This window comes from Campylobacter sp. RKI_CA19_01121 (genome assembly GCF_025771295.1).
Taxonomy (GTDB): Bacteria; Campylobacterota; Campylobacteria; order Campylobacterales; family Campylobacteraceae; genus Campylobacter_D.
The window spans coordinates 14,774-36,706 of sequence record NZ_JAKMQA010000013.1 but is presented as its reverse complement, the minus strand read 5'-3'; the positions used below and the strand labels follow the sequence as shown (position 1 = coordinate 36,706).

The 21,933-nt window shown below is 29.1% G+C and carries 23 protein-coding genes and 1 tRNA gene; 8 read left to right on the top strand and 16 right to left on the bottom strand.

Annotated features, from left to right (window positions below; all coding sequences use genetic code 11):
* Positions 1-1,188, bottom strand: a 1,188-nt coding sequence (locus L8T90_RS07265) for a hypothetical protein (protein ID WP_263737112.1), incomplete at its 3' end; no start/stop codon positions are given.
* A 196-nt stretch (positions 1,189-1,384) separates the two neighbouring features.
* Here L8T90_RS07265 and L8T90_RS07260 point away from each other — a divergent pair.
* Positions 1,385-1,540: a hypothetical protein gene (locus L8T90_RS07260; RefSeq protein WP_263737111.1), complete on the top strand. Its 156-nt coding sequence runs from the start codon at positions 1,385-1,387 to the stop codon at positions 1,538-1,540.
* 133 nt (positions 1,541-1,673) lie between these two features.
* Here L8T90_RS07260 and L8T90_RS07255 read toward each other — a convergent pair whose 3' ends face one another.
* The 3 genes from L8T90_RS07255 to L8T90_RS07245 form a co-directional block, all read right to left on the bottom strand.
* Entirely contained in the window at positions 1,674-2,255 is a 582-nt protein-coding gene (locus tag L8T90_RS07255; protein ID WP_263737110.1) for a lytic transglycosylase domain-containing protein, read from the bottom strand.
* Between the two features lie 68 nt (positions 2,256-2,323).
* A complete protein-coding gene (gene recJ / locus L8T90_RS07250; RefSeq protein ID WP_263737109.1) occupies positions 2,324-3,895 on the bottom strand; it encodes a single-stranded-DNA-specific exonuclease RecJ in 1,572 nt (523 codons plus the stop codon).
* Positions 3,885-5,522 carry a CTP synthase gene (locus L8T90_RS07245; protein WP_087699096.1) on the bottom strand — a complete coding sequence of 546 codons (1,638 nt, stop codon included), beginning with the start codon at positions 5,520-5,522 and terminating at the stop codon, positions 3,885-3,887. Before L8T90_RS07245 ends, recJ begins: the two co-directional genes overlap by 11 nt.
* Positions 5,523-5,622: 100 nt before the next feature.
* Between L8T90_RS07245 and thyX the strand changes: the two genes are divergently transcribed.
* Positions 5,623-6,255: an FAD-dependent thymidylate synthase gene (gene thyX, locus L8T90_RS07240; RefSeq protein WP_039617054.1), complete on the top strand. Its 633-nt coding sequence runs from the start codon at positions 5,623-5,625 to the stop codon at positions 6,253-6,255.
* A gap of 14 nt (positions 6,256-6,269) precedes the next feature.
* Here the strand turns inward: thyX and L8T90_RS07235 are convergent, their stop codons facing one another.
* The 7 genes from L8T90_RS07235 to dnaA form a co-directional block, all read right to left on the bottom strand.
* Positions 6,270-6,479, bottom strand: a complete 210-nt coding sequence (locus tag L8T90_RS07235) for an alkylphosphonate utilization protein (protein ID WP_039617052.1) — start codon at positions 6,477-6,479, stop codon at positions 6,270-6,272.
* 9 nt (positions 6,480-6,488) lie between these two features.
* Positions 6,489-7,136: a porin family protein gene (locus L8T90_RS07230; RefSeq protein ID WP_263737108.1), complete on the bottom strand. Its 648-nt coding sequence runs from the start codon at positions 7,134-7,136 to the stop codon at positions 6,489-6,491.
* Between the two features lie 53 nt (positions 7,137-7,189).
* On the bottom strand, positions 7,190-7,576 hold the full coding sequence (gene queF / locus L8T90_RS07225; protein WP_039617048.1) for a preQ(1) synthase: 387 nt from the start codon (positions 7,574-7,576) through the stop codon (positions 7,190-7,192).
* 16 nt (positions 7,577-7,592) lie between these two features.
* The gene (locus tag L8T90_RS07220) at positions 7,593-8,585 is read right to left on the bottom strand and encodes an adenosine deaminase (protein ID WP_263737107.1); all 993 of its coding nucleotides are present in this window, start codon (positions 8,583-8,585) and stop codon (positions 7,593-7,595) included.
* Between the two features lie 8 nt (positions 8,586-8,593).
* A complete protein-coding gene (gyrB, locus tag L8T90_RS07215) occupies positions 8,594-10,912 on the bottom strand; it encodes a DNA topoisomerase (ATP-hydrolyzing) subunit B (RefSeq protein ID WP_214115516.1) in 2,319 nt (772 codons plus the stop codon).
* Positions 10,913-10,921: 9 nt separating this feature from the next.
* Positions 10,922-11,989: a DNA polymerase III subunit beta gene (gene dnaN / locus L8T90_RS07210; protein WP_263737106.1), complete on the bottom strand. Its 1,068-nt coding sequence runs from the start codon at positions 11,987-11,989 to the stop codon at positions 10,922-10,924.
* A gap of 132 nt (positions 11,990-12,121) precedes the next feature.
* Entirely contained in the window at positions 12,122-13,450 is a 1,329-nt protein-coding gene (gene dnaA / locus L8T90_RS07205) for a chromosomal replication initiator protein DnaA (protein ID WP_263737105.1), read from the bottom strand.
* Between the two features lie 122 nt (positions 13,451-13,572).
* Here dnaA and ruvC point away from each other — a divergent pair, with 122 nt between their 5' ends.
* Positions 13,573-14,049: a crossover junction endodeoxyribonuclease RuvC gene (gene ruvC, locus L8T90_RS07200; RefSeq protein ID WP_039619511.1), complete on the top strand. Its 477-nt coding sequence runs from the start codon at positions 13,573-13,575 to the stop codon at positions 14,047-14,049.
* 2 nt (positions 14,050-14,051) lie between these two features.
* Here the strand turns inward: ruvC and L8T90_RS07195 are convergent, their stop codons facing one another.
* Positions 14,052-14,684: a hypothetical protein gene (locus tag L8T90_RS07195; RefSeq protein ID WP_039668996.1), complete on the bottom strand. Its 633-nt coding sequence runs from the start codon at positions 14,682-14,684 to the stop codon at positions 14,052-14,054.
* Between the two features lie 120 nt (positions 14,685-14,804).
* On the opposite strand from L8T90_RS07195, the gene L8T90_RS07190 reads away from it, so the two are divergent.
* A complete protein-coding gene (locus tag L8T90_RS07190) occupies positions 14,805-15,425 on the top strand; it encodes a DUF305 domain-containing protein (protein WP_047208734.1) in 621 nt (206 codons plus the stop codon).
* A gap of 25 nt (positions 15,426-15,450) precedes the next feature.
* Here the strand turns inward: L8T90_RS07190 and L8T90_RS07185 are convergent.
* The 3 genes from L8T90_RS07185 to L8T90_RS07175 form a co-directional block, all read right to left on the bottom strand.
* Positions 15,451-15,526 (bottom strand) — tRNA-Val (locus L8T90_RS07185).
* A 45-nt stretch (positions 15,527-15,571) separates the two neighbouring features.
* Complete coding sequence (locus tag L8T90_RS07180) at positions 15,572-16,762, bottom strand: replication-associated recombination protein A (RefSeq protein ID WP_263737104.1); 1,191 nt, start codon at positions 16,760-16,762, stop codon at positions 15,572-15,574.
* Positions 16,759-17,934, bottom strand: coding sequence for a YdgA family protein (locus L8T90_RS07175; RefSeq protein WP_263737103.1), 1,176 nt, complete (start codon positions 17,932-17,934; stop codon positions 16,759-16,761). Before L8T90_RS07175 ends, L8T90_RS07180 begins: the two co-directional genes overlap by 4 nt.
* 131 nt (positions 17,935-18,065) lie before the next feature.
* On the opposite strand from L8T90_RS07175, the gene glmM reads away from it, so the two are divergent.
* The 3 genes from glmM to hemJ are packed head-to-tail and all read left to right on the top strand — an operon-like array spanning position 18,066 to position 20,294.
* On the top strand, positions 18,066-19,403 hold the full coding sequence (gene glmM / locus L8T90_RS07170) for a phosphoglucosamine mutase (protein WP_039629248.1): 1,338 nt from the start codon (positions 18,066-18,068) through the stop codon (positions 19,401-19,403).
* Positions 19,396-19,851 (top strand): signal peptidase II, encoded by a 456-nt coding sequence (lspA, locus tag L8T90_RS07165; protein ID WP_263737102.1) that lies wholly within the window; start codon positions 19,396-19,398, stop codon positions 19,849-19,851. The genes glmM and lspA overlap by 8 nt, the downstream gene beginning before the upstream one ends.
* Complete coding sequence (hemJ, locus tag L8T90_RS07160; RefSeq protein ID WP_263663669.1) at positions 19,845-20,294, top strand: protoporphyrinogen oxidase HemJ; 450 nt, start codon at positions 19,845-19,847, stop codon at positions 20,292-20,294. The genes lspA and hemJ overlap by 7 nt, the downstream gene beginning before the upstream one ends.
* A gap of 24 nt (positions 20,295-20,318) precedes the next feature.
* Here the strand turns inward: hemJ and L8T90_RS07155 are convergent, their stop codons facing one another.
* Positions 20,319-21,656, bottom strand: coding sequence for a coproporphyrinogen III oxidase family protein (locus L8T90_RS07155; RefSeq protein ID WP_263737101.1), 1,338 nt, complete (start codon positions 21,654-21,656; stop codon positions 20,319-20,321).
* Between the two features lie 74 nt (positions 21,657-21,730).
* On the opposite strand from L8T90_RS07155, the gene L8T90_RS07150 reads away from it, so the two are divergent.
* Positions 21,731-21,922, top strand: a complete 192-nt coding sequence (locus L8T90_RS07150; protein WP_039627274.1) for a mini-MOMP protein — start codon at positions 21,731-21,733, stop codon at positions 21,920-21,922.
* Positions 21,923-21,933 lie beyond the last annotated feature (11 nt).

Genomic DNA, 21,933 nt, shown 5'->3' with positions numbered 1-21,933 from the left:
GTTGTAAGTGTAAGAGTTTCCATCTTCACTAAAAGTTAATGCTGCTATGGTGGCACCATTTTGCAAGTCGATTACATTGCCATTATTTACAGATTTTCCATTATTATTTACACCTATGGTTCCTTTATTGTATATACCTGCTGTGCCACCTGCTATAAGAGCATTAGAGCCATCTAGTTTGATGTAGTCTTTGATTTGTTGGCTATTTTTATTTCCAATATATAAACCATTACCTTTTTGACCTATAATACTACCCTTGTTTATTATAGTACCAATTTCTAGAGTTACACTATTACCCTTATCGCTTAAATTGATACCATTTTGAGCACCTATAATTACCCCTTCGTTGTTATCTAGCAATTCCATTTTAGATTTATAAGGATTTCCGGTATTATAATAAGTGAAAGAAATACCATCATTATTTTTACCAATAATAGTTCCTTTGTTGTGTAAATTTTTAATCGTTCCACCTTCACTGATATTAATGCCATTACTATTACCACCAATTAAGTTAGTATTGTTTAGTGTAGAAATTGTTGGTATAAAATTATTTTCTTCTACCATATAAATACCATCTGTATTAGAAAAAATAGTTCCATTATTACTTAAATTTTCTATAGTTGAACTCGTTTTAATTTCAATTTTATTAATAATATTATTATTAATAATAGTTTCTATTGTATTTTGACCTGCACTCCAATGTCCAGTTGATAAAGAGAGCGTTGAAACAACACCATTATTGGTAAAATTTTTTATATTTGTTTTATTACTTGTACTATTAGAAAATAAGCTAATATTAGATATAGTACCTATATTGTTAATATTATCAATAGTTCCATTAGTGACACTTATATTCCCCGTGCCCCCTTGATTGTTAATACTATTTATTTTACTACCATTACTAACATTAATATTATTGATATCTCCAGTGTTGTTAAGTATTCCTAATTTACCACCATTATCAACTTTAATACCTTTAATAGTCCCACTATTTTCTAAATTTTTTAAAGTACTATTATTAGTTACGCTAAGTCCTGAACCACTACCACTATCAATTGTTCCTGTATTAGTAATATTATCTACAGTAGAAGTTCCCCATATTTCTATACCATGTCTTCCACCACCATTACCTTTAATAGTACCTGCATTATTAATAGTTACATTAGTAGCACTATCTTTAATTTCCACAGCATGGTTGCTATTAGGAATAACACTACCTTCACTTGTAATAGTTAATGAGTTATTACCATTTCCACTTATAGTAACACCACTAGTAGTAGAGCTACTTATAGTACAATTACTACTGCTACTACAATTACCACCACTAATACTTTTAGAATTTTTTACTTGTTTGTTGTTATTGTTTGTAGTGCTTTTAGCTTTAGTGATAGTAATACTACCATTAGAAGCTTTATCACCTATAGTTGTTATACTAGCATTAGCACAAGTTGCTAAAAAAGATATAGTTGCTAAAGATAAGAAGGTTTTCTTAGTAAAAGAAATATTGTTTGATGTTTTTAAAGAGGATATGCTTGATTGAGAATTCTCAATTCCCCCCCCCCATAAAATTTAACATTAAAACTCCTTTAGAAATTAATAATATTTTGAAGTTTGGAATTATATATTAAAGTTGTTTATAAAAAGTTTAACATAACATACAAATAAACAATGTATTAATATCTACCACATGCTAGTATAATTTTGTAGCGTTTTTTATCTACATTTATCAAAAGAGAAGCAAGTTTAAAAGCTCTGAATTTTTCCATTATAAAAAGATCTTTACTATCTTTTAAAACTATAGCAACTAAATTTTTCATCACTTTATCAAGCCAAATATTTTTATATTTATCATTTGCTGAATGATACCTTCCAATGGCATTCCAACTAAAGCCATGTTTTTGTATAATCTCATGAAGTAATCTTGCGGCTATGTCGATATTTACACTAGCTTTTACAATCTCACTCTCACTAATCCCATAGCGTTTTAAATGAATGCTATTGATTTGCATTAAGCCATAATCTCTTGTTTGATTTTTATTTTTGCTAGTGATATTATGCTTATAAGCTGCATTTTCTGTTAAAGCTATGGCTTTGAGTAAAGCCGTCGGTATATTGTACTTTCTAGCTGCAGTTTTAAAGTCTTTATCGTACTTATAAAAATCTTCAGGTATATAAGTATCGCCTATAAAAATTTTGGTATCAAAAGCAAAAGTAAAATTAAAAAATACTACTAATAATAAAAATTTTTTTAACATTTTACTCCTTTAAAGTACTTATACTATAGCAAATTTATAAATAAAAACTATGTAGCTAAGTTAATGAATTATCTAAGAATTTCTTTTATAGTAAGTTGTGGAGTGATTAATCCTCTAAAATTATTTTTAGAAACACTAGCTATAAGATCAATGCTTTCTCCAAGCTCTGGCTCATAGTCAAAGTTAAAAAACAAAGCTTCTAGAGTTTTATTTCCTTGAGTTAAAATAAGCTTCATATGATTTTCATCTTTACCTAGCTTTCTTTTATTTTTTACAAAAAGCTTGTCAAATTTAAAATATGGCCTTGGATTTTTATGCCCAAAAGGCTCAAAAAATTCTAATATCTCTAAAAGTTCAAAATCAACTTCATTTGGATCAATACTACCCAAAATCTCATCAGCATTATAAAAGTCATCTTTAGGGATATTTTGACAAATTTCATAAAGCCTGCTTTTAAAAACACCAAATTTTTCAAGCTCTACTAAAACTCCAGCTGCACCTTTATGTCCGCCATAGCTTAAAACAAATTCTTTAGCTTGTTCTATAACATTTAAAATATCTATCCTACCCACACTTCTAACGCTAGCTTTAGCCTTTTGCTCACATTCTGAAAAAACAAAGGCAGGTTTGTTAAAATGCTTTGCCAAACGACTTGCAACTATGCCCAAAACACCCTCGTGCCAATTTTGGCCATTGACAATAATCACAGGATCATTTTCATCAACTTGTTCTAAACACTGCTTAAAAAGCTCACGTTCTTCATCTTTACGGCTATTATTATAAGTAATGATTTGCTCTAAATAGCCCATAACCTCATCAATATTTTTAGAATGTAAAAATTTGTAAGAAATAATCGCATCATCCATTCTACCTGCACTATTAATCAAAGGTGCGATTAAAAAGCTGATATTATCAAGTTCAAATTTATCCTTACCAAAATACTGCTTAATCGCTTTAAATGCTACTCGTTTTGAATCATTAATACACTCTATACCTTTTCTAACTAAGGCTCTGTTTAAATCTCTAAGCTCCATCATATCTGCGATAATTGCGATAGATAAAAGTTCTATAAATTTACACATATTATAATTAATCTTACATACTTCTTTTATCGCAGCGACTAAATACCAAGCCACTTGAGCCCCACAAATTTCAATATCAGGAAAATCGCAATCTTGTTGTTTAGGATTAATAATCGCATAAGCTTTTGGTAAAGTAGTTGAAGGCATATGATGATCGGTAATGATTAAATCAATTCCTTTTTGCAAACAAAGCTCTGCTGCATCAAATGCTGCTATACCATTATCTACAGTGATGATTAAATCTACTCCATCAAGTTCATTGATGATTTCTTCATTTAGACCATATCCATCTTTAAAACGATTTGGAATTTTTACCACATAGTCATATCCGATATCATCAAAAAATTCAGATAAAATCACACAAGAAATCACCCCATCTACATCATAATCTCCAACAATAGCAAGCTTTTGATTTTTTTCAATCGCTTCTTTGATACGCAAAGCACCCTTATAGACATCTTTTAAACAAGATGGCATAGGTAAATCACAAAGCTTTACATGCGTATCATTGATAAAACGCTGGTGTAAAATTTCTTTTATTTTGGCTTTATTTAGCATGATTTGTTAAAGATGCCTTGATAAAAGAAAAAATAGCCGGATTAACCCTAACTAAGCGTGAAGTAAATTCAGGGTGAAACTGCACTGCTAAGAAAAATGGATGATCTTTAAGTTCCACAGCCTCAACCAAACCTTCATTTTCCCCGCTTATAATAAGCCCATTTTTCTCAAACATTTCTTTGTATTTTGGATTTGCTTCATAGCGGTGGCGGTGGCGTTCTTTTACGCTTTTTTGATTATCATAAACCTTACTTAAAAGTGTATTTGGCTTGATATGACACTCATAAGCCCCAAGACGCATAGTTCCACCAAGTGGAGTTTTACTTGTTCTAATTTGCTTTTCTCCACTTGCGTCAATAAATTCATCAATCAAAAAGATGATAGGATTTTTACAATTTGGATTAAACTCATGAGAATTTGCATCTTCAAGTTTTAAAACATTGCGTGCAAATTCCACTAAAGAAAGCTGCATACCCAAACAAATTCCTAAAAATGGAATTTTATTTTCTCTTGCATATTGTATGGCTTTGATTTTTCCTTCTACCCCGCGGTAACCAAAACCACCTGCTACTAAAATCCCACTTACATCTTTAAAACTTTCTTCGATATTTGCATTTTCTAATTTTTCACTATCGATCCATTTTAAATTTACTCTCGCATCAAGTGCTGCACCTGCATGGATAATGGCTTCTGTTAAACTTTTATAGCTTTCTTTTAAATCTACATATTTTCCTACAAAAGCAATGCTAAGTTCATTACTTGGAGCGATGACTCTTTTTACTAAAGAATCCCATTCATTCATATTTGGCTTTAAATTTTGAAGATCTAATAAACTTGCAATAGAGTTTAAAATATCTTGTTTTAAAAAATTTAATGGAATTTGATAAATACTAGCTGCATCCACACTTTCTATAACGCAGTTTTTTTCAACTCCGCATGAAATTGCGATTTTGTCTTTTAACTCTCTATCTAAAGATTTTTCACTTCTACAAATGATCATATCAGGGCTTATACCTATACGGCGTAATTCTCCCACACTATGTTGAGTTGGTTTTGTTTTAAGTTCTCCTGCTGCTTTGATAAATGGCACTAAAGTCAAGTGAATATTAATAGCATTGTATTTACCCACTTCAAGCTTTAAAGCTCTAATGGCTTCTAAAAATGGTAAACCTTCTATATCTCCTACTGTACCACCTATTTCAACGATTAAAATATCTTTATCAACTCCAGCTTTTTTAATGCGATCTTTTATCTCATCAACTATATGAGGGATTACTTGTATAGTTTTTCCTAAGTAATCTCCTCTTCTTTCTTTTTCTATAACACTTTGATAAACTCTACCTGTTGTGAAGTTATTATCTTGAGATAAGCTCTCATTTAAAAATCTCTCATAATGTCCTAAGTCTAAATCTGTCTCAGCTCCATCATCTGTAACAAATACTTCTCCATGCTCTAAAGGACTCATAGTACCAGGATCTACGTTGATATAAGGATCTGCTTTTAAAATACTTACTTTTAAACCTGAATTTTTTAAAATCGTAGCTATAGAAGCTGCTGCTATACCTTTTCCTAATGAGCTTAAAACACCACCGGTTACAAAAATATATTTAGTTTGTTTTAATTTCATAAAATAACCTTAATTTCTTTTTTTGAAATTATAACGAATAAAAAATTTTATTTTTATAAACATTTGTGTAAAATTCAATTATTTTTGAAGGAATTTTTTGATGAAAATCACATTATTAAATCATACTCCACTTTCTGTATGCTCTCATGCGACAAGAACATGTTGGCAAAGTTTTGACAAAGGCGATTGTGGTGGCGAAAAAGATAAAGAATTAATCGATCGAGTGGGAAATAAATTTAAACATGCTTCAACCTTAGAGCATTTAAACTATACTTTTTATATACAAGGTATTTCAAGAGCATGCTTACAAGAAGTTGCAAGACACCGCCACACTAGTCCTAGTGTAAAAAGCACAAGATATACTTTAAAAGAACTAAGAAATGAAAGTGAATTTAAAGAAAATGACTTTGAAAATGCTAAAAGATACTTGGTATTAACTGGAAATGAAGTAGTGGATAATGCAAGTATTAAAGCTTTAGAAAATTTGCGTTTGATTTTGCAAAATAGCATTAGTTTAGACATAGCAAAATACTGCTTACCAGAAAGCTATAAAACAGAATTAACTTTAACGATTAATGCAAGAAGTTTGCAAAATTTTATTACTCTAAGAAGCTCAAAATCAGCCCTTTGGGAGATAAGACAACTTGCAAATGCTTTATTTGAAAATTTGCCTGAGGAACATCAATTTATTTTTAAACATTGTGTTTATCAAGAAGAAAATTCCCAAGATTGATTGGGAATTTTTACTTATATTTTTTTAAGAAATTCAGTTTTTAAAACAATCACACCAAATTTATCTACTTTAGCTTCAATTTCGGTGTCTTTGTTTGTAAGTTTAATATTTTTTATAGTCGTGCCACGCTTTAAAGTAGTGCTTGCACCTTTAACCTTTAAATCTTTCACAACACTTACACTATCACCTGCATTAAGCTCGGTTCCATTTGCATCTTTTGGCATATATTCTCCTTAAAATTTATAAGTATATCCTAGATATAAACCATAATTTGTTTGTTTAGGATCGTAAAAGTTTGAACCTACCTTACTTTGATAAAAATTTCTTGTATTGTAATGAGTTTGCTCGGCTTTAAAACCAAACTCAATTTCGTTTGCTTGATTTAACTCATATAAAGCACCGATTTTTGCCCCATAAGTATAACCATCAAAGTCTTGAGATAAAGATAAAAAGCTTGTTTTTAAAGTCATATCCGTTCTTGCATAACCACCATATACACCTAAAACTGCTCTTGTTTTTTCAAAAATTTTTGGAGTAAAATCATAACCAAGTAAAAACTTATGTGTGGTAAATTCTCCATCAATTTTTAATCTTGTAGTATTGATTACATCACTAAATTCACTTGAGTAATTATAAGCACCATAAAGTCTATGATTTTCACTAAAACGATAACCAACTCTTAAACCAAAAACAGGAACATCACCTTCTAAATCACCGTTATATTTAATATTTTTTGTTTTACTATGATCAAGATCAGATTTTACCTTAGTATGAAACCATCCCGCATCAATACCTAAAAGTAAACCTGAATTTTCATCTGCTAAAGCTAAATTTGAAACCAAAGCAACACTTGCAACTAAACTAAATAATTTTAATTTCATATTTTCCTCCTTTAAAATAAGACTTAATATATCCTTTTATTTTTAATAAAAATTTAATTTTGTGGCACTACTAAGTCAGATCTGCATTCAATCACAGTATGCACATTACCACGAGGGTTAAAATCACCTACTACTTTTATCCATTTTGGATCAAGTTTTTCTTTTAAAGTATTGTAAATTTCATTAATACTTGCTTCATGTGAAACATTTCTATACATAAAGGTATTGATATAAAGTTTGATTGCTTTAAGTTCTACTACTAATTTATTTGGAATATATTCTAAGTAAATAGTAGCAAAATCAGGATATCCACTACGTGGACAACAACACATAAATTCAGGCAAAGTGATTTTAATCACATAATCATTTTTAGCATCATTTGGCCAAACTTCCATATTTTCTACACTAAATTCTTTAATTTCTTTTTCGCCATATCTCATTTTTTATCCTTATAAATTAATTTTGTTCTTTTATTAAATTTTTAATTTTTTCTTTCTCTGTTTTTTGTAAAAAAGAAGCATTTACAGCATTAATACAAAGTTTTTTAACCTCATCTTTACTAAGCTTAAAAGTTTCATCTAAGGCTATAAAATTTTCTAAGATATATCCACCAAAATACGCAGGATCATCTGAATTTACACAAACACAAAGATTTTGTTTTAAAAATTTTAAAATATTATGTTCTTGCATATTTTGAAAAACTTTTAATTTTATATTTGATAAAGGACACATTGTTAGTGGAATTTGACTTTTTGCTAATTGTTTTACAAGCTCTAAATCTTCTTCACATCTTATTCCATGATCTATTCTACTTACACCAAGCTCTAAAGCTTGCTTGATATACTCACTACTTCCTTCTTCACCCGCATGCATAACTAACAAAAAACCTTCTTCTTTAGCTTTTTGAAATAAATTTTTAAATTTAAAAGGAGGATTATTGATTTCAGAACTATCAAGTCCTATGGCTTTGATTTTATCTTTATATAAACAAAGCTCATCTAAAGTTTTTAAACCCTCATCCTCACTTAAATGCCTTAAAATACAAGCGATTAAAAAACTTGAAATTCCAAATTCTTCTTTTGCTTTTTGTAAAGCTTGCCAAATTCCTTCTATAACATCTTTTAAAGGTATATTTCTAGTAGTATGAGTTTGAGGATCAAAGAAAATTTCAGTATGAACTACATTTTGTTCTTTACACTTTTTCATATAAGCAAAGGTTAAATCATAAAAATCTTGCTTGGTTTGTAAGACATTTGCACCTTGATAATATATATCTAAAAAATCTTGTAAATTTGAAAAATCATAAGCTTTTTTTATCTCATCTTCGCTTTTATATTTTAAAACAATGTTATTTCTTTTAGCTAATTCAAACATCATTTTAGGCTCTAATGAGCCTTCAATGTGTAAGTGTAATTCTACTTTTGGGATATTTTGTAAAAAAGTTTTCATTTTAAAAATCAAACATCTAAATGCTTAACATCTTTAGCATGAGCTTGTATGTACTCACGGCGAGGCTCTACATCATCTCCCATGAAAAGGTTGAAAGTATCATTTGCTCTTTGAGCATCTTCTATGGTGATCTTTAACAAACGACGATTACTTGGATCCATAGTTGTTTCCCAAAGTTGTTCAGGATTCATCTCACCAAGACCTTTATAGCGTTGTATATAAGCACCTTTTTTAGCATTTTTTTCAACTTCATCTAAAATTTCTAAAATATCTTTATCAAATTTTAAATCTCTATCTTTGATTTTTTGATAAATATAATTTGCCTCTTCATATAAAGGATTAGCAAATAAATCATCATTGATGATAAGCTCTTCTAAGCCATTTTCAGTTTGTACATAAACACGAATTTCATTTTCATTGATATATGAATTTAAGATATTGTGATTTTGTTTTTCTAAAAATTCTTTTATGATTTTAAATAATTCTTCATTAGAAGCTTTTATCAAATCAGGATTTTCTATCAAATACCTAATCACTGAAATTACATTAAATCTTTTTTCTAATTCTTTTAAAACACTTCTATAAGCTGCAACGATTTTTAGAAAATCTTTTAAATCGTTTAATCCTATACCCTCATAAGTAGAACTTTCTATGCCTGTTTCAATCAAATAATCATTTAAAGCTTTTTCATCTTTTAGATAAATTTCTTTTTTCTGACCTTTTTTATAACGATATAAAGGTGGTTGAGCTAAATAAATATGTCCATTTGTTACAAGATCATTCATAAAACGGAAGAAAAATGTCAAAAGCAAAGTTTGTATGTGAGAACCATCTACATCAGCATCGGTCATGATAATAATTTTATGATATCTTAATTTTTCTATATCAAACTCATCACCGATCCCACAACCAAAGGCTGTGATCATATTTTGAATTTGTTCACTTTTTAAAATTTTATCAAGTCTTGCTTTTTCTACGTTGAGTATTTTACCTCTTAAAGGTAAAATCGCTTGGAAAGTTCTTTCTCTACCTTGTTTTGCAGAACCTCCTGCACTATCACCCTCAACTAAATAAATTTCACTTTCACTCGGATCTTTACTTTGACAATCAGCTAATTTTCCTGGCAAAGTCCCTACACTTGAACTTTCTTTTTTACGGGTTAATTCTCTAGCTTTTTTAGCTGCTTCTCTACCACGAGCTGCCATTAAAGCTTTATTCATGATAGCTTTTGCTTCAATAGGATTTTCTTCAAAATATTTTGTCAAATACTCAAAAGAAGCCTTAGAAACTATAGGTCTAACATAGCTTGAACCTAATTTTCCTTTAGTTTGTCCTTCAAATTGTGGCTCAGGCACTTTTACACTTACAACCGCTATCAAACCTTCTCTTACATCATCACCTGTGATTTTAGAGTCTTTCTCTCTAGCACTAGCATTTGCTTCAATGTAATTACTTATAACACGAGTTAAACCCATTCTAAAACCTGCTTCGTGCGTTCCACCATCTGGAGTTTTGATATTATTTACAAAAGAAAGTAAATTTTCACTATAACTATCATTGTAAAGTAATGCTACTTCAACATTTACATCTTCTTCATCTACATTGAAAAATATTGCCTTGGTTAAAGCTTGTTTTTTATTTAAATCTGTAACAAACTGGCTTATACCACCTTCAAAATGAAAACTTTCTGCTTTTCCTACGCGGTTATCTTTAAAATTTATAGTAATTTTTGGATTTAAATATGCAAGTTCACGAAATCTTTTAGCTAAAATTTCATAATCAAAATCAGTCACTTCAAAAATTTGATCATCTGGCCAAAATTCTATGATTGTTCCTGTTTTTTTACTTTTACCTATGGTTTCAAAATTACTTGTGACTTTACCTTCTGAAAATTCTTGGCGATAAATTTCTCCATCTCTATGTACTGTAGCAACTAATTTTTTTGATAAAGCATTTACAACGCTCACACCAACCCCGTGTAAACCACCTGAGACTTTATAAGTATCTTTATCAAATTTTCCACCTGCATGAAGCACGGTTAAAACTACAGTTAAAGTAGGTATATTTTCAGTAGGGTGAATTCCCACAGGAATTCCTCTACCATTATCACTTACTATACAAGAACCTTCTGTGGTAATTTCTACATTAATCGTATCACAAAAACCTGCCATAGCTTCATCAATAGAATTATCCACTACTTCATAAATCATATGATGAAGACCGCCTATATTGGTATCACCTATATACATACCAGGGCGTTTTCTAACAGCTTCTAAGCCTTTTAAAACTTTAATATTTCCTGCGCCGTAATTTTGATTTTCTTGCATTTATTTTCCTTATAAAATAACTGGCATAATTACAGTTTGTAATTCTTTACTTGAAACTAAAAATGCCATATGAGGTTCATTTATGCTAAGTTTGAATGTTTCACTTTCAATAGAATTTAAAAAGTCAGTGATGAATTTATTTTTAATGCAAAGATTAAATTCTTCATCTATATTAAGTTCCATTTCAAGTTCAGTTTTTGCTTCCATATTATCTAAACTAATACCTTCAAATACAAGTTTATCTTTATGGAAATTTAATTTCATTTTTTCAGTGATTACATTGATTTTTTTTAATGCGTCCATAAATTCCTCAGTTTTAAAAGTAAATTCTTTTGTGATATTTTTTGGAATTACTCTTTCATAATCAGGGAATTTATCATTGATAAGTTTTGTAAAAAATTCAAAATTATCATTTTTTGCAATCAATATATTTTCATCATAATAAATTTCAATTTTTTCAAAAAAGATTTTTTGCATTTCTAAAATAGCTTTTTTAGGAATACAAAGGTTAAATTCTTTTTCATTTGTTTTATTTAGTGTGAAAACTGCTAAGCGTTTTGTATCTGTTCCTACGAAACTAATGTGAGTAGTTTTTATATCAAGTAAAGCACCATTTAAAGAATACTTTGGATTATTTGTATCAACTGCAGGTAGGATTTTTTTCAAAGATCTACTTAAATCACTTGAATCAATATCAAATTTATCTTTTCCTTCAGTGCTTGGGAAATTTGGAAAATCTTCATAATTAAACATAGGAAGTTTATATTTAGTTCCTTTTTGTCTAATAAAAAGGAAATTTTCTATGGTTTCTAAGACTACATCTTCATTATTTAAACTTTTTATAATATCTAAAATACTTTTAGCATTAGCAGTTGCAAAACCTGCACTTTCAACTTTGATTTTTTTGATTTTATAATTAATACCTATTTCATAATCACTTGCTCTTATGATTAATTTATCTTCAACTACTTCAAAAAGTAAGTGAGAAGCGATATTGCTTGAGTCTTTTTTATCTACATAAGAGTTAGTTAAAACTATGGCAGATTCTAAAGTGTTTTTGTTAATGCTAATTTTCATTTTTACTTCCTTTATTTTTTAAATTTATTTTATCATAATAATAGGCAATGTGAAAATGTGAAATGCTTTTTAAAAGTCTTTTTTTATAGAAATTTTACTCGTAGAATAAAATTTTTTGTTTTTCACTTTTATTCACAGGGTGCTTTTTATTTTTGTCAAAATTTTATTTCTTAATTCTTCTACTATGGCTTTTAAGTTTTCATTTTCACTCATTAGTTCTTGAATTTTTTTAATATTATGTGAAATGGCGGTGTGATCTTTCATATTAAAAAATCTAGCAAGTTGAGGCATAGACATAGTCGTTAGCTCTCTTGCTAAAAATATCACAACCCTTCTTGCCATAACGATATTTTGTGTTTTTTTGTTTGATTTTATATCATTAGGTTTAAGATTATAGCTTTTTGAAACATCAGCAAGTATGTCTTCAACACTGATATTTTCTTTTGTTTCTTTAATGTGATCTTTCATAAAGCTTTTAACAATTTCTAAAGTGATTTCTTGGTTAAAAAGTCTTGCTTGAGCATTTAAATTTGTAATCATGCCTTCTATTTCTCGGATGTTATCTCCCATTGAAGTAGCGATGTAGCTTATGACTTCAGGTTTGAGATAAATAGCATTAAATTCGCATTTTTTCTTGATAATTGCGATTTTTGTATCAAGCTGAGGTGGAGTGATATCTGCGATGATCCCATTTGCAAAACGGCTTTTTAAGCGTTCTGTTATGCCCTTTAGCATATTTGGAGGATTGTCACTTGTCATGATGATTTGTCCAAATTTTTCTTTGATTTCATTAAAAGTAAAGAAAAATTCTTCTTGAATTTTGTCTGTTTTACCTAAAAACTGCACATCATCGATGAGTAAAACATCGCAATTTTTGTATTTTTCATGGAATTTATTCATGGTTTTGTTATTTAAATGCATGGTAAAATCATTGATAAAATTATCACTTGTAGCATAAATAACTTTATATCCATTATCTAAACACACATTTCCGACAGCTTGGAGCAAGTGAGTTTTTCCAAGTCCTGTAGGGCCATAGATAAAGATAGGGTTGTATAACTTTCCAAGTTTGTTTTTATCGGTAATGGCTTTGCAGGTTGCATAGGCAAATTGATTAGAATCTCCTACAACAAAGCTTTCAAAAGTAAAAGAAGGGTTTAAAATAGTACTTTGAAATTTAATCTGTGAAATATCTGTAGAAAAATGTTTTTTCTCTACCTTTTGATCATTTGTGATGATTTTAACTTGAGGATTAATTCCTGTTTTTACTTCATAAAAATAAGCTAGTTTTTGTGCATATTTTGTTTGTATAAATTTAGCCAAAAAATGATTTGGTGCGATAAATATTAAGATATTATTTTTACTTAATTTTTCACTAAATTGTAAGTGAGAAATGTAAGTATTGTATTCGTTATTGCTAATTTCAGTTTTAAATTCAAGTAAAAAATCTTTTATATTCATTATTTTTCTTATAAATTATGATGTAAAACTTAAAATTCTAGCTTATTTTTTATAAAAAATGGTTAAAATTATTCACATAAAAATTTAAATTTCACATCTATGTGAATAAAAAGGTGAAAAGTTTGAAAGTTTTAGGGATAGATCCTGGTTCTAGGTATTGTGGATACGCTATTGTAGAAAGAATTAATAATAAAAATCAACTCATAGAAGCAGGTCTTATTAAAATCAAGCCTAATGATTTGCAGTATCAAATCACAGAATTATGTGAAGGACTTGATTTAATCTTTAAAAATCATCAATTTGATGAGGTAGCTATAGAAGATATATTTTTTGCTTATAATCCAAAAACGGTTTTAAAACTAGCACAATTTCGTGGAGCTTTGAGTTTAAAAATCTTACAAACCCATGGAGAATTTGCAGAATACACACCTTTGCAAGTAAAAAAAACCGTAACAGGTAAAGCAAAAGCTACTAAAGAACAAGTAGCTTTTATGGTGAAAAGATTGCTTGGAATTTCAAAAGATATCAAGCCACTTGATATCACAGATGCTATCGCAGTGGCTTTGACGCATTTAGCAAATTTGAGAGTGAAAAAGTAATTTTACTTTCCATTTCCTATAAAATAAATTTCAACATCATGTAAAAGTTTTTCACATACTGCTGAATCAGTGCTTTTTTCTACTACTAGGTTGATGTGATTTTTGGTATCTCTAAAGCTACCTGCAGATTTTGAATTTTTTAATTCTAATTTTTGATTATCTTTTAAATATTTGATAGTGATTACAAACTTATGTGCAGCACTTGCTTCGCCTAGGTTAGTTTCTATTAAAACATTCATATTTGATGCTTTTGCTAGGGTTGCTTGGGTTTTATTAATCACTTCTTTCATTCTTCTATTGAGTTCTAAAATTCTTGAGATGAATTTATTATCTATACTTTCAAATGCTATTTTTAGTTTATTCATGATTTCTTGATTGGTTGGTTTATCAGGAGCTACATACACCATATATAGGCCGTTTTTAATATCTACTTTTGTGCTTTTTGTATCACGCCCACTACCAAAAATTTTAATATAAATGGCATTATCAAGATATACTCTATCTATCATAGGTCCATAAATTTCATATTCTCTTTTTCTTACGATTACTTCTCTTGCGGCTACTTGAATTTTTACTGAACAATCATGAATTATAGGTTCCATTTCTTTTTTTATCTCAAGTAGTTCTTTAAGCATTTTCCATCCTTGTGTATTTTTAAATAAATTATAACAAAAAAAAATTGAATTTTTTTGTTAATTTTAGTTTGTGATATTTTTATATATTTTTGATTTTAAATTAAAAATTTAAGGAAAAAAATGAAAATAAAAACTATAGTTTCAAGTTTAGTTTTGGCAAGTGCTTTATTTGCTGCAAATTCTCATCATGCTCATCATGGAGCTTCTGGAAGTATTTCATCACAAATCATGATGAGTATGCATGAACCTATGATGAAAAATCCTTTAGTACAAAGCAATGACATAGAAAGAGATTTTTTAGCTAATATGATTCCACATCACCAAGGTGCTATTGATTCATCTAAGCTTTTATTAGAACATACTAAAAGTGAAGAGATGAAAAAAATCGCTCAAAATATCATAAAAGCTCAAGAAAAAGAAATCCAAGAATTTCAAGAAATTTTAGATAAAAATCTTTATACAAAAACTCAAATTGATGAAGAAACTTATAAAAAATTTGTCCAAGAAGAAAAAGAGTTAATGCAAAAAATGATGATTTTAATGAGCTCGGTTAAAGAAAGTAAAAACATCAATAAAGACTTTTTAGAAGCGATGATAGCACATCATCAAGGCGCAGTAGATGCTTCAAAACAAATTTTATTTTATTCTAAAGATAAAACTATCACTGATATAGCGAAAAAAATCATTTTAGATCAAGAAAAAGAAATTCAAGAATTTACGAATTTGCTAAAATATATGTAGTGAATTAATCGCAAGAAATAAAAAATGGTGGCTCCGATTGGACTTGAACCAACGACCACCACCATGTCAAGGTGGTGCTCTACCAACTGAGCTACGGAACCAAAAAATGAAAATTATATAAAAATATTTTTACATTGTGCTTAAAATCACTTTTTAACTTTTTTCATATCATTTAGCCATAAGTCTAGCTGTGCTTCAAAACCCATGCCTTTGCTATAATAAAATTTCAAATCTTTTTCTAGATATCTTTGCTTAACCCAGCCACCAAAATCATGCGGGTAAAGGTAGTTTTTTCTTTGAGGGTTGTTATTATCAAGATAAGGAAGTATTTTTAATGTGGGGTTGTTTTGCACATAATTTAGCGCTTCATTTATAGCAAGATAGCTTGAGTTTGACTTAGGCGAACTTGCTAAAAATACCACACATTGAGCTAAGATGATCCTAGCTTCAGGATAGCCTATGTTTTTTACTGCTATGAGTGTGCTTGTGGCTAGATTAAGTGCTTGTGGATTTGCATTTGAGATATCTTCACTTGCAAATATCACTAATCTTCTAGCGATGAAATCCGCACTTTCACCCCCATCAATCAACCTCGCAAGATAATACAAACTCGCATCTACATCACTTCCTCTTAAGCTTTTTATCATAGAACTAGCTAGTTTATAGTGTGTGTCTTTACTTGAAGTACCATCGCTTAAAACATTTGCTCTTAATTTTTTTAAAGTTTCAAGTGTGATATGAGTGCTATCTAAAGCCAAAGCAAACTCACATAAATTTAAAAAGCTTCTTGCATCATTTGCACTAGAAGTGATTAAAAAGTCTTTGGCATCATCATCAATTTTACATTGGAGTTTTTCTTGTACCTTTGTGGCAAGTTTTTCTAAGTCTTTATATTCTAAACCTTTAAATTCAAAAAGCATACTTCTGCTTCTTATGCCTGAAGTTAAAGTAAAGTAAGGGTTTTCAGTGCTTGCACCTATGAAAAGGCATTTTTGATTTTCCAAAGGGATTAAAAGCATTTCTTGTTGGGTTTTTGAAAGTCTATGTACCTCATCGATAAAGATCAAAGGTTTGTATAAAGAATTTTCATAATTAATTAGTATTTTTCTAAGCTCTTCAAGCTTAAAATTTCCTCCATCAAACTCATAAAAGTCTAGTTTATACTCATACGCTATAGCCCTTGCAAAAGAAGTTTTTCCACAACCTGCTGGACCAAAAAATACACTATGAGGGAGTTTTGAAACTTGTAAGAATTTTTTAAAAATTTCTACTAAATTTGCTTGTCCTAAAACCTCATCTAAAGTTTTAGGACGAAAAGTTAAGCTTAAATTTGTCATTGTGGATTTATGGTAAGTCTTTCGCCATTAATGATAGTTGTAACATCACTTTTGTTAGAATCATCGTAGATAAAATCAAGCACATAAGAGCCATTATTATCTACAAAATAAGTATCAAAATTTGCAAAATCAGGCCAAATTTGACTAGGAAGAATTTCTGTGTTTGCATGCAATTGTGATTTTATATTATTTTCAGTGAAAATAGTTTGCCCATTTGCATCAAATTTTTTACCTTCTTTTTCAAAGCTTAGATTATTTAAGATGATTTGAGGGTTTGCTTTTAAAAACTGACTTGCTAAAAGCATCATAGAAAAAATATCAGTGTTTGAATTTTGCATTAAGCTATCATAAGCTTTTTTAGAAAGATTATTAAAATTCATATCTAAATTAATATTATTTAACATAAAGTTTTCATTTGCAAGATTAAATTTAGCTAAATCTAGTTTTAAAACACTATCATAATCGTTTTGAGTATTTTGAGCTGTTTTTGCAAAAATTTTTAATTTATCAAAGTCAAAAGCAATAGAACTTATAAAACTAGCACTATCAATGCTTATATTTTGCTCACTATTTCTACTAGGACTAAAGATATCATTAAAACTTAATTTTTGTATAGGAAATTCAGAAATTTTGATATTTTTTGCTTCTAATTTTTCTTTATGAGATAGTTGTTCTAATAAAACATAACCTAGATTAAGTTCCATATTTTTTACAAATTCATCAGAACCTATAATCTTAAATGATGTATTATTTAAAACTAAATTTGTATCATTGCGTGTGAAATTAATATCATTTATTTTTGCATTGATGTTAATGTCACCACCTTTGACGCTAACTAAGATTTTAAAGATTTCTTCATTTGGGAAAATGCCTTTTAAGTCTTCATTTTCATTTAAAATAGAAACGATGGCATTATTACTTGCAAAAAAATTATTAGAAAAATCTACATTCACTTTAAAACTATAAGGCAAGTCATTTAGTGTAGCTATAAAACTTCCTTTGGAATTTAAAAGTCCTTTGGTATAGTTAGCATCTTCAATACTGTAATATGGTGTATCTTGACTCATTTGAGCAAATATTTTTCCATTGATAGTGTTAATGTAAGAAGCTGAGGCAAAAAACCCTATAACTAATAAAACAACTACTACAACTCCTGCGATGATTTTTTTCATTCATTTTCCTTAAGTGAAATTTTAAAAATTATATATTTTTATTACTAACTAATGCTTATAAAATTCTCACATTTATACATTACTTAACTTTTTTTCTTATAATTGCACTATTTAAAATCAAAGGTAAAAAAATGAAACTTTTTGGAACAGATGGAGTACGCGGTAAAGCAGGGGAGTTTTTGGATTCGTTTTTAGCTATGCGTTTGGCTATGGCTGCTGGAATTTATTTTAAAGACAAAGCCCTTACAAACAATATCTTAGTAGGAAAAGATACAAGAAGAAGCGGTTATATGATAGAAAATGCTATCGTTTCAGGACTTACTTCTATAGGTTATAATGTTATAGAAATAGGTCCTATGCCAACACCTGCTATTGCGTTTTTAACTGAAGATATGCGTTGTGATGCAGGGATTATGATATCAGCTTCGCATAATCCTTACTATGATAATGGCATTAAATTTTTTGATGCACATGGAAATAAACTTGATGAGCAAGCAGAAGCAAAAATAGAAGAAATTTATTTTAATGATAAACTCATAGAAGAAGCAAGAACAACAAAATCTCAAATTGGTCAAGCAAAAAGAATTGATGATGTGATAGGAAGATATATTGTTTCTATAAAAAATTCTTTTCCTAAAGAGCTGACTTTAAAATCTTTGCGCGTTGTTTTAGATGTGGCTCATGGGGCTTCTTATAAGGTAGCACCTACGGTTTTTAAAGAACTTGGTGCAGATGTAATTGTGATCAATGATAAGCCAAATGGTTTAAATATCAATGAAAATTGTGGGGCTTTACATCCTTTAAATTTAGCTTTGGAAGTAAAGAAATTTAGAGCAGATGTGGGCTTTGCTTTTGATGGGGATGCAGATCGTTTGGTTGTTGTGGATGAAAAAGGCGAAGTAGCTCATGGAGATAGTCTTTTGGGTGTTTTAGCTTTATTTTTGAAAAAACAAGGCAAGCTAAAATCAAGCGTGGTTAGCACTATAATGAGTAATGGTGCTTTAAAAGAGTTTTTAACTAAACATAAAATCACACATGAAACTTGCAATGTAGGCGATAAATACGTGCTTGAAAAACTCAAAGAATGTGGTGGAAATTTTGGCGGAGAGCAGAGTGGGCATATTATCTTTAGTGACTATGCAAAAACTGGAGATGGTTTGGTAGCTGCTTTACAATTTAGTGCTTTAATGCTTAGTGAAGCAAAAAGCGCAAGTGAAATTTTAAATCAAGTTAAGCCTTATCCACAACTTTTACATAATCTTAAAATTTCAGAGAAAAAAGACTTAAGCAAGCTTGCAGGTTTGGAAGAGTTGAAAAAAGATTTAGAAAAAAAAGGAATTGCTAGTTTGTTTAGGTATTCAGGTACAGAAAATTTAATACGCTTATTGCTTGAAGCAAAAGACATTAAGCTTTTAGAAAAAGAAATGAAAGCTGTTGAAAGCTTTTTTATGAAAGCGCTGAATGCTTAAAATCCTGCCTTTAAAATTTTGGCTTGTTTTTACTTTGATTTTTATACTAGATCAAGCAAGCAAGTATTTGTTTTTACAAGGGCTTGAGTATAAGGGTGAATTTTTTGATTTAGTTTTAACCTATAATACCGGTGTGGCCTTTTCAATGTTTGCATTTTTGGGAGAGTATTTAAAATACATACAGCTTGTTTTTATTTTGGCTTTGTTTGGGTATTTACTTTATCAAAAAGAGTTTTTTAAAACACATTTGATCGCTTTTGCCATTATGCTATCTGCTGGGTGCTCTAATTTACTTGATCGCTTTGTGCATATAGGCGTGGTGGATTTTGTATTTTGGCATAAGTGGTTTGAATTTGCTGTGTTTAATTTTGCTGATGTGATGATTAACATTAGCGTAGCTTTGATTTTAATAAAAGAAATTTTTAATAAAAAAGGAGAAAAATGTTAGATTTTTTGAATGAATGGTATTTATGGATTAAAATGGTGCATTATTTGGCTTTTGTTTCATGGATGGCTGGAATGTTTTATTTACCAAGACTTTTTGTCTATCACACAGAGCATAAAGACAATAAAGGCTTTGTGGAAGTGGTGAAAATTCAAGAAAGAAAATTGTATTTTTATATCCAAACTCCTGCTATGATAGCTACTGCAATCACTGGAAGTTTAATGATGATGGCCAATAAAGATGTGTTAATGGTAGGTGGATATATGCATGCTAAATTAACCTGTGCTTTACTTTTAATCATTTATCATTTGCAAAATTATTATTATTATAGACAACTTCAAAATGATACTTGCAAAAAAAGTGGGAAATTCTTTAGAGCTTATAATGAAATTCCAACGATATTATTTATAATCATCGCTATTATGATGGTGGTAAGACCGTTTTAGTAAAAAGCCTTTTTTTAAGGCTTTTTATCCTTTAAACTCCATACTTTTAAAATCAAGTGGATCAACATTTTCTTGCATGATATTAATGCGTTCTTTATCTTGTAAGCGTTTATCATCTCTAAATACAGCACGCACTAAATCCATACCTGTGTAAAAATCTTTCATCAAGACCATAAACAAATAACGTCCAAATTCACTTGTATATAAAGTATTATTTTCTTTTTTTATAGCTTTACTTAGTTTAAGGCCCAAAAGCTCGATGAAAAGATCTTTTTCTAAATTACAATCTAAAGTTTTATTAAATTTATCAATTTCGATTTTACCGGTAAACATTTCGGTTAAAAAGACATATTTGATGATTTCTTTTTTACCAAAATTAGCTTTAGCAATATTTGCATTTTGTTGTTCTTTGATGAGTTTAGAATAATCATTTAAATTAAAAGCATTGATTAAAAGCTCTCCATCTAAAAAGCTAAAAGCCCCACTTCCAACGCCTAAATACTCATGATGACTACTTACATACTCATCATTAAAGCTACTTTTTTCTAAAGAAAATGACCATGCGTTATTTCTTTCATAATCTTTGAAAAAATCTACAATGATTTTATAAAACTCAAATTCATTATCTTTAAAACTTACTCCTAAAGTTTTTGCGATATTATCTTTAGTTAAATTAGATTTCATCAAAGGATAAGTTGTGATTTGTTGAGGTTTTAAACTCTTGGCTATTTCTAAATCATTGAGTAATTGCTCTTTGGTTTGAGAAGGAAAATTAAAAATCAAATCAAGACTCATAATAGGAAGCACGCCTATGGCTTTAGAGAGTTTTTCTTGAAGTTCTTTACTTGAACCAAATTTATGATATCTTGCTACTTTTTTTAAAGTATCATCATCAAAACTTTGTATACCGCAACTTAAACGATCTATAAGCCCTTTAAACATTTCTAATTTTTTCGGGTCAATATGGTTTGGATCGCTCTCGCAAGAAATTTCTTTAATATTAAATAATTTTTTGCAAAGTTCTAAAGTTTTAGCAAGCTCTTCTTCGTTGATTAAAGTAGTACCACCACCCACATACATAGAAGTAAAATCAAATCCTTTATCTTTGATTTGTCTGATTTCTTCTCTTAAACTTTCAAAATATCTTTTTGCTAAATCTTCATTGTAATAATACTTATGAAAACTACAATATGGGCAAAAAGTATGACAAAATGGTATGTGAGCATAAAGCATATAAGATTTTTTTGGATTAACTTTTTTTTCTTGTCCTTCTTTTAAAAGTTTCACATCAAAACCATTTTCTAAAGATTTTTGCATAGCTTTGTGTGAGTAAGAAAGAGCTAAGTTTTGTAAAAAATTCATATTTTTCCTAAATTTTCATTTTGTAGTTATTTAAAAAGACTATAATTGTATCATATTTTTACAAAGGCTTTATAATGAAAAAGATTTTTATAGCATTTTTTGTATTTTTATTAGGGCTTATAAGTGTGTCAAATTCTGCGCCTTTAGATGAAATTTTCCAAGATGTTAATGTTTCAGGTAGTATGCGTTATCGTTTTGAGCATAATAGCCCAAAAGATAGAGGAAATAATAATTTTAATCAAAGAATTCAAATTCAAATGCATTAACAACTAAGCCT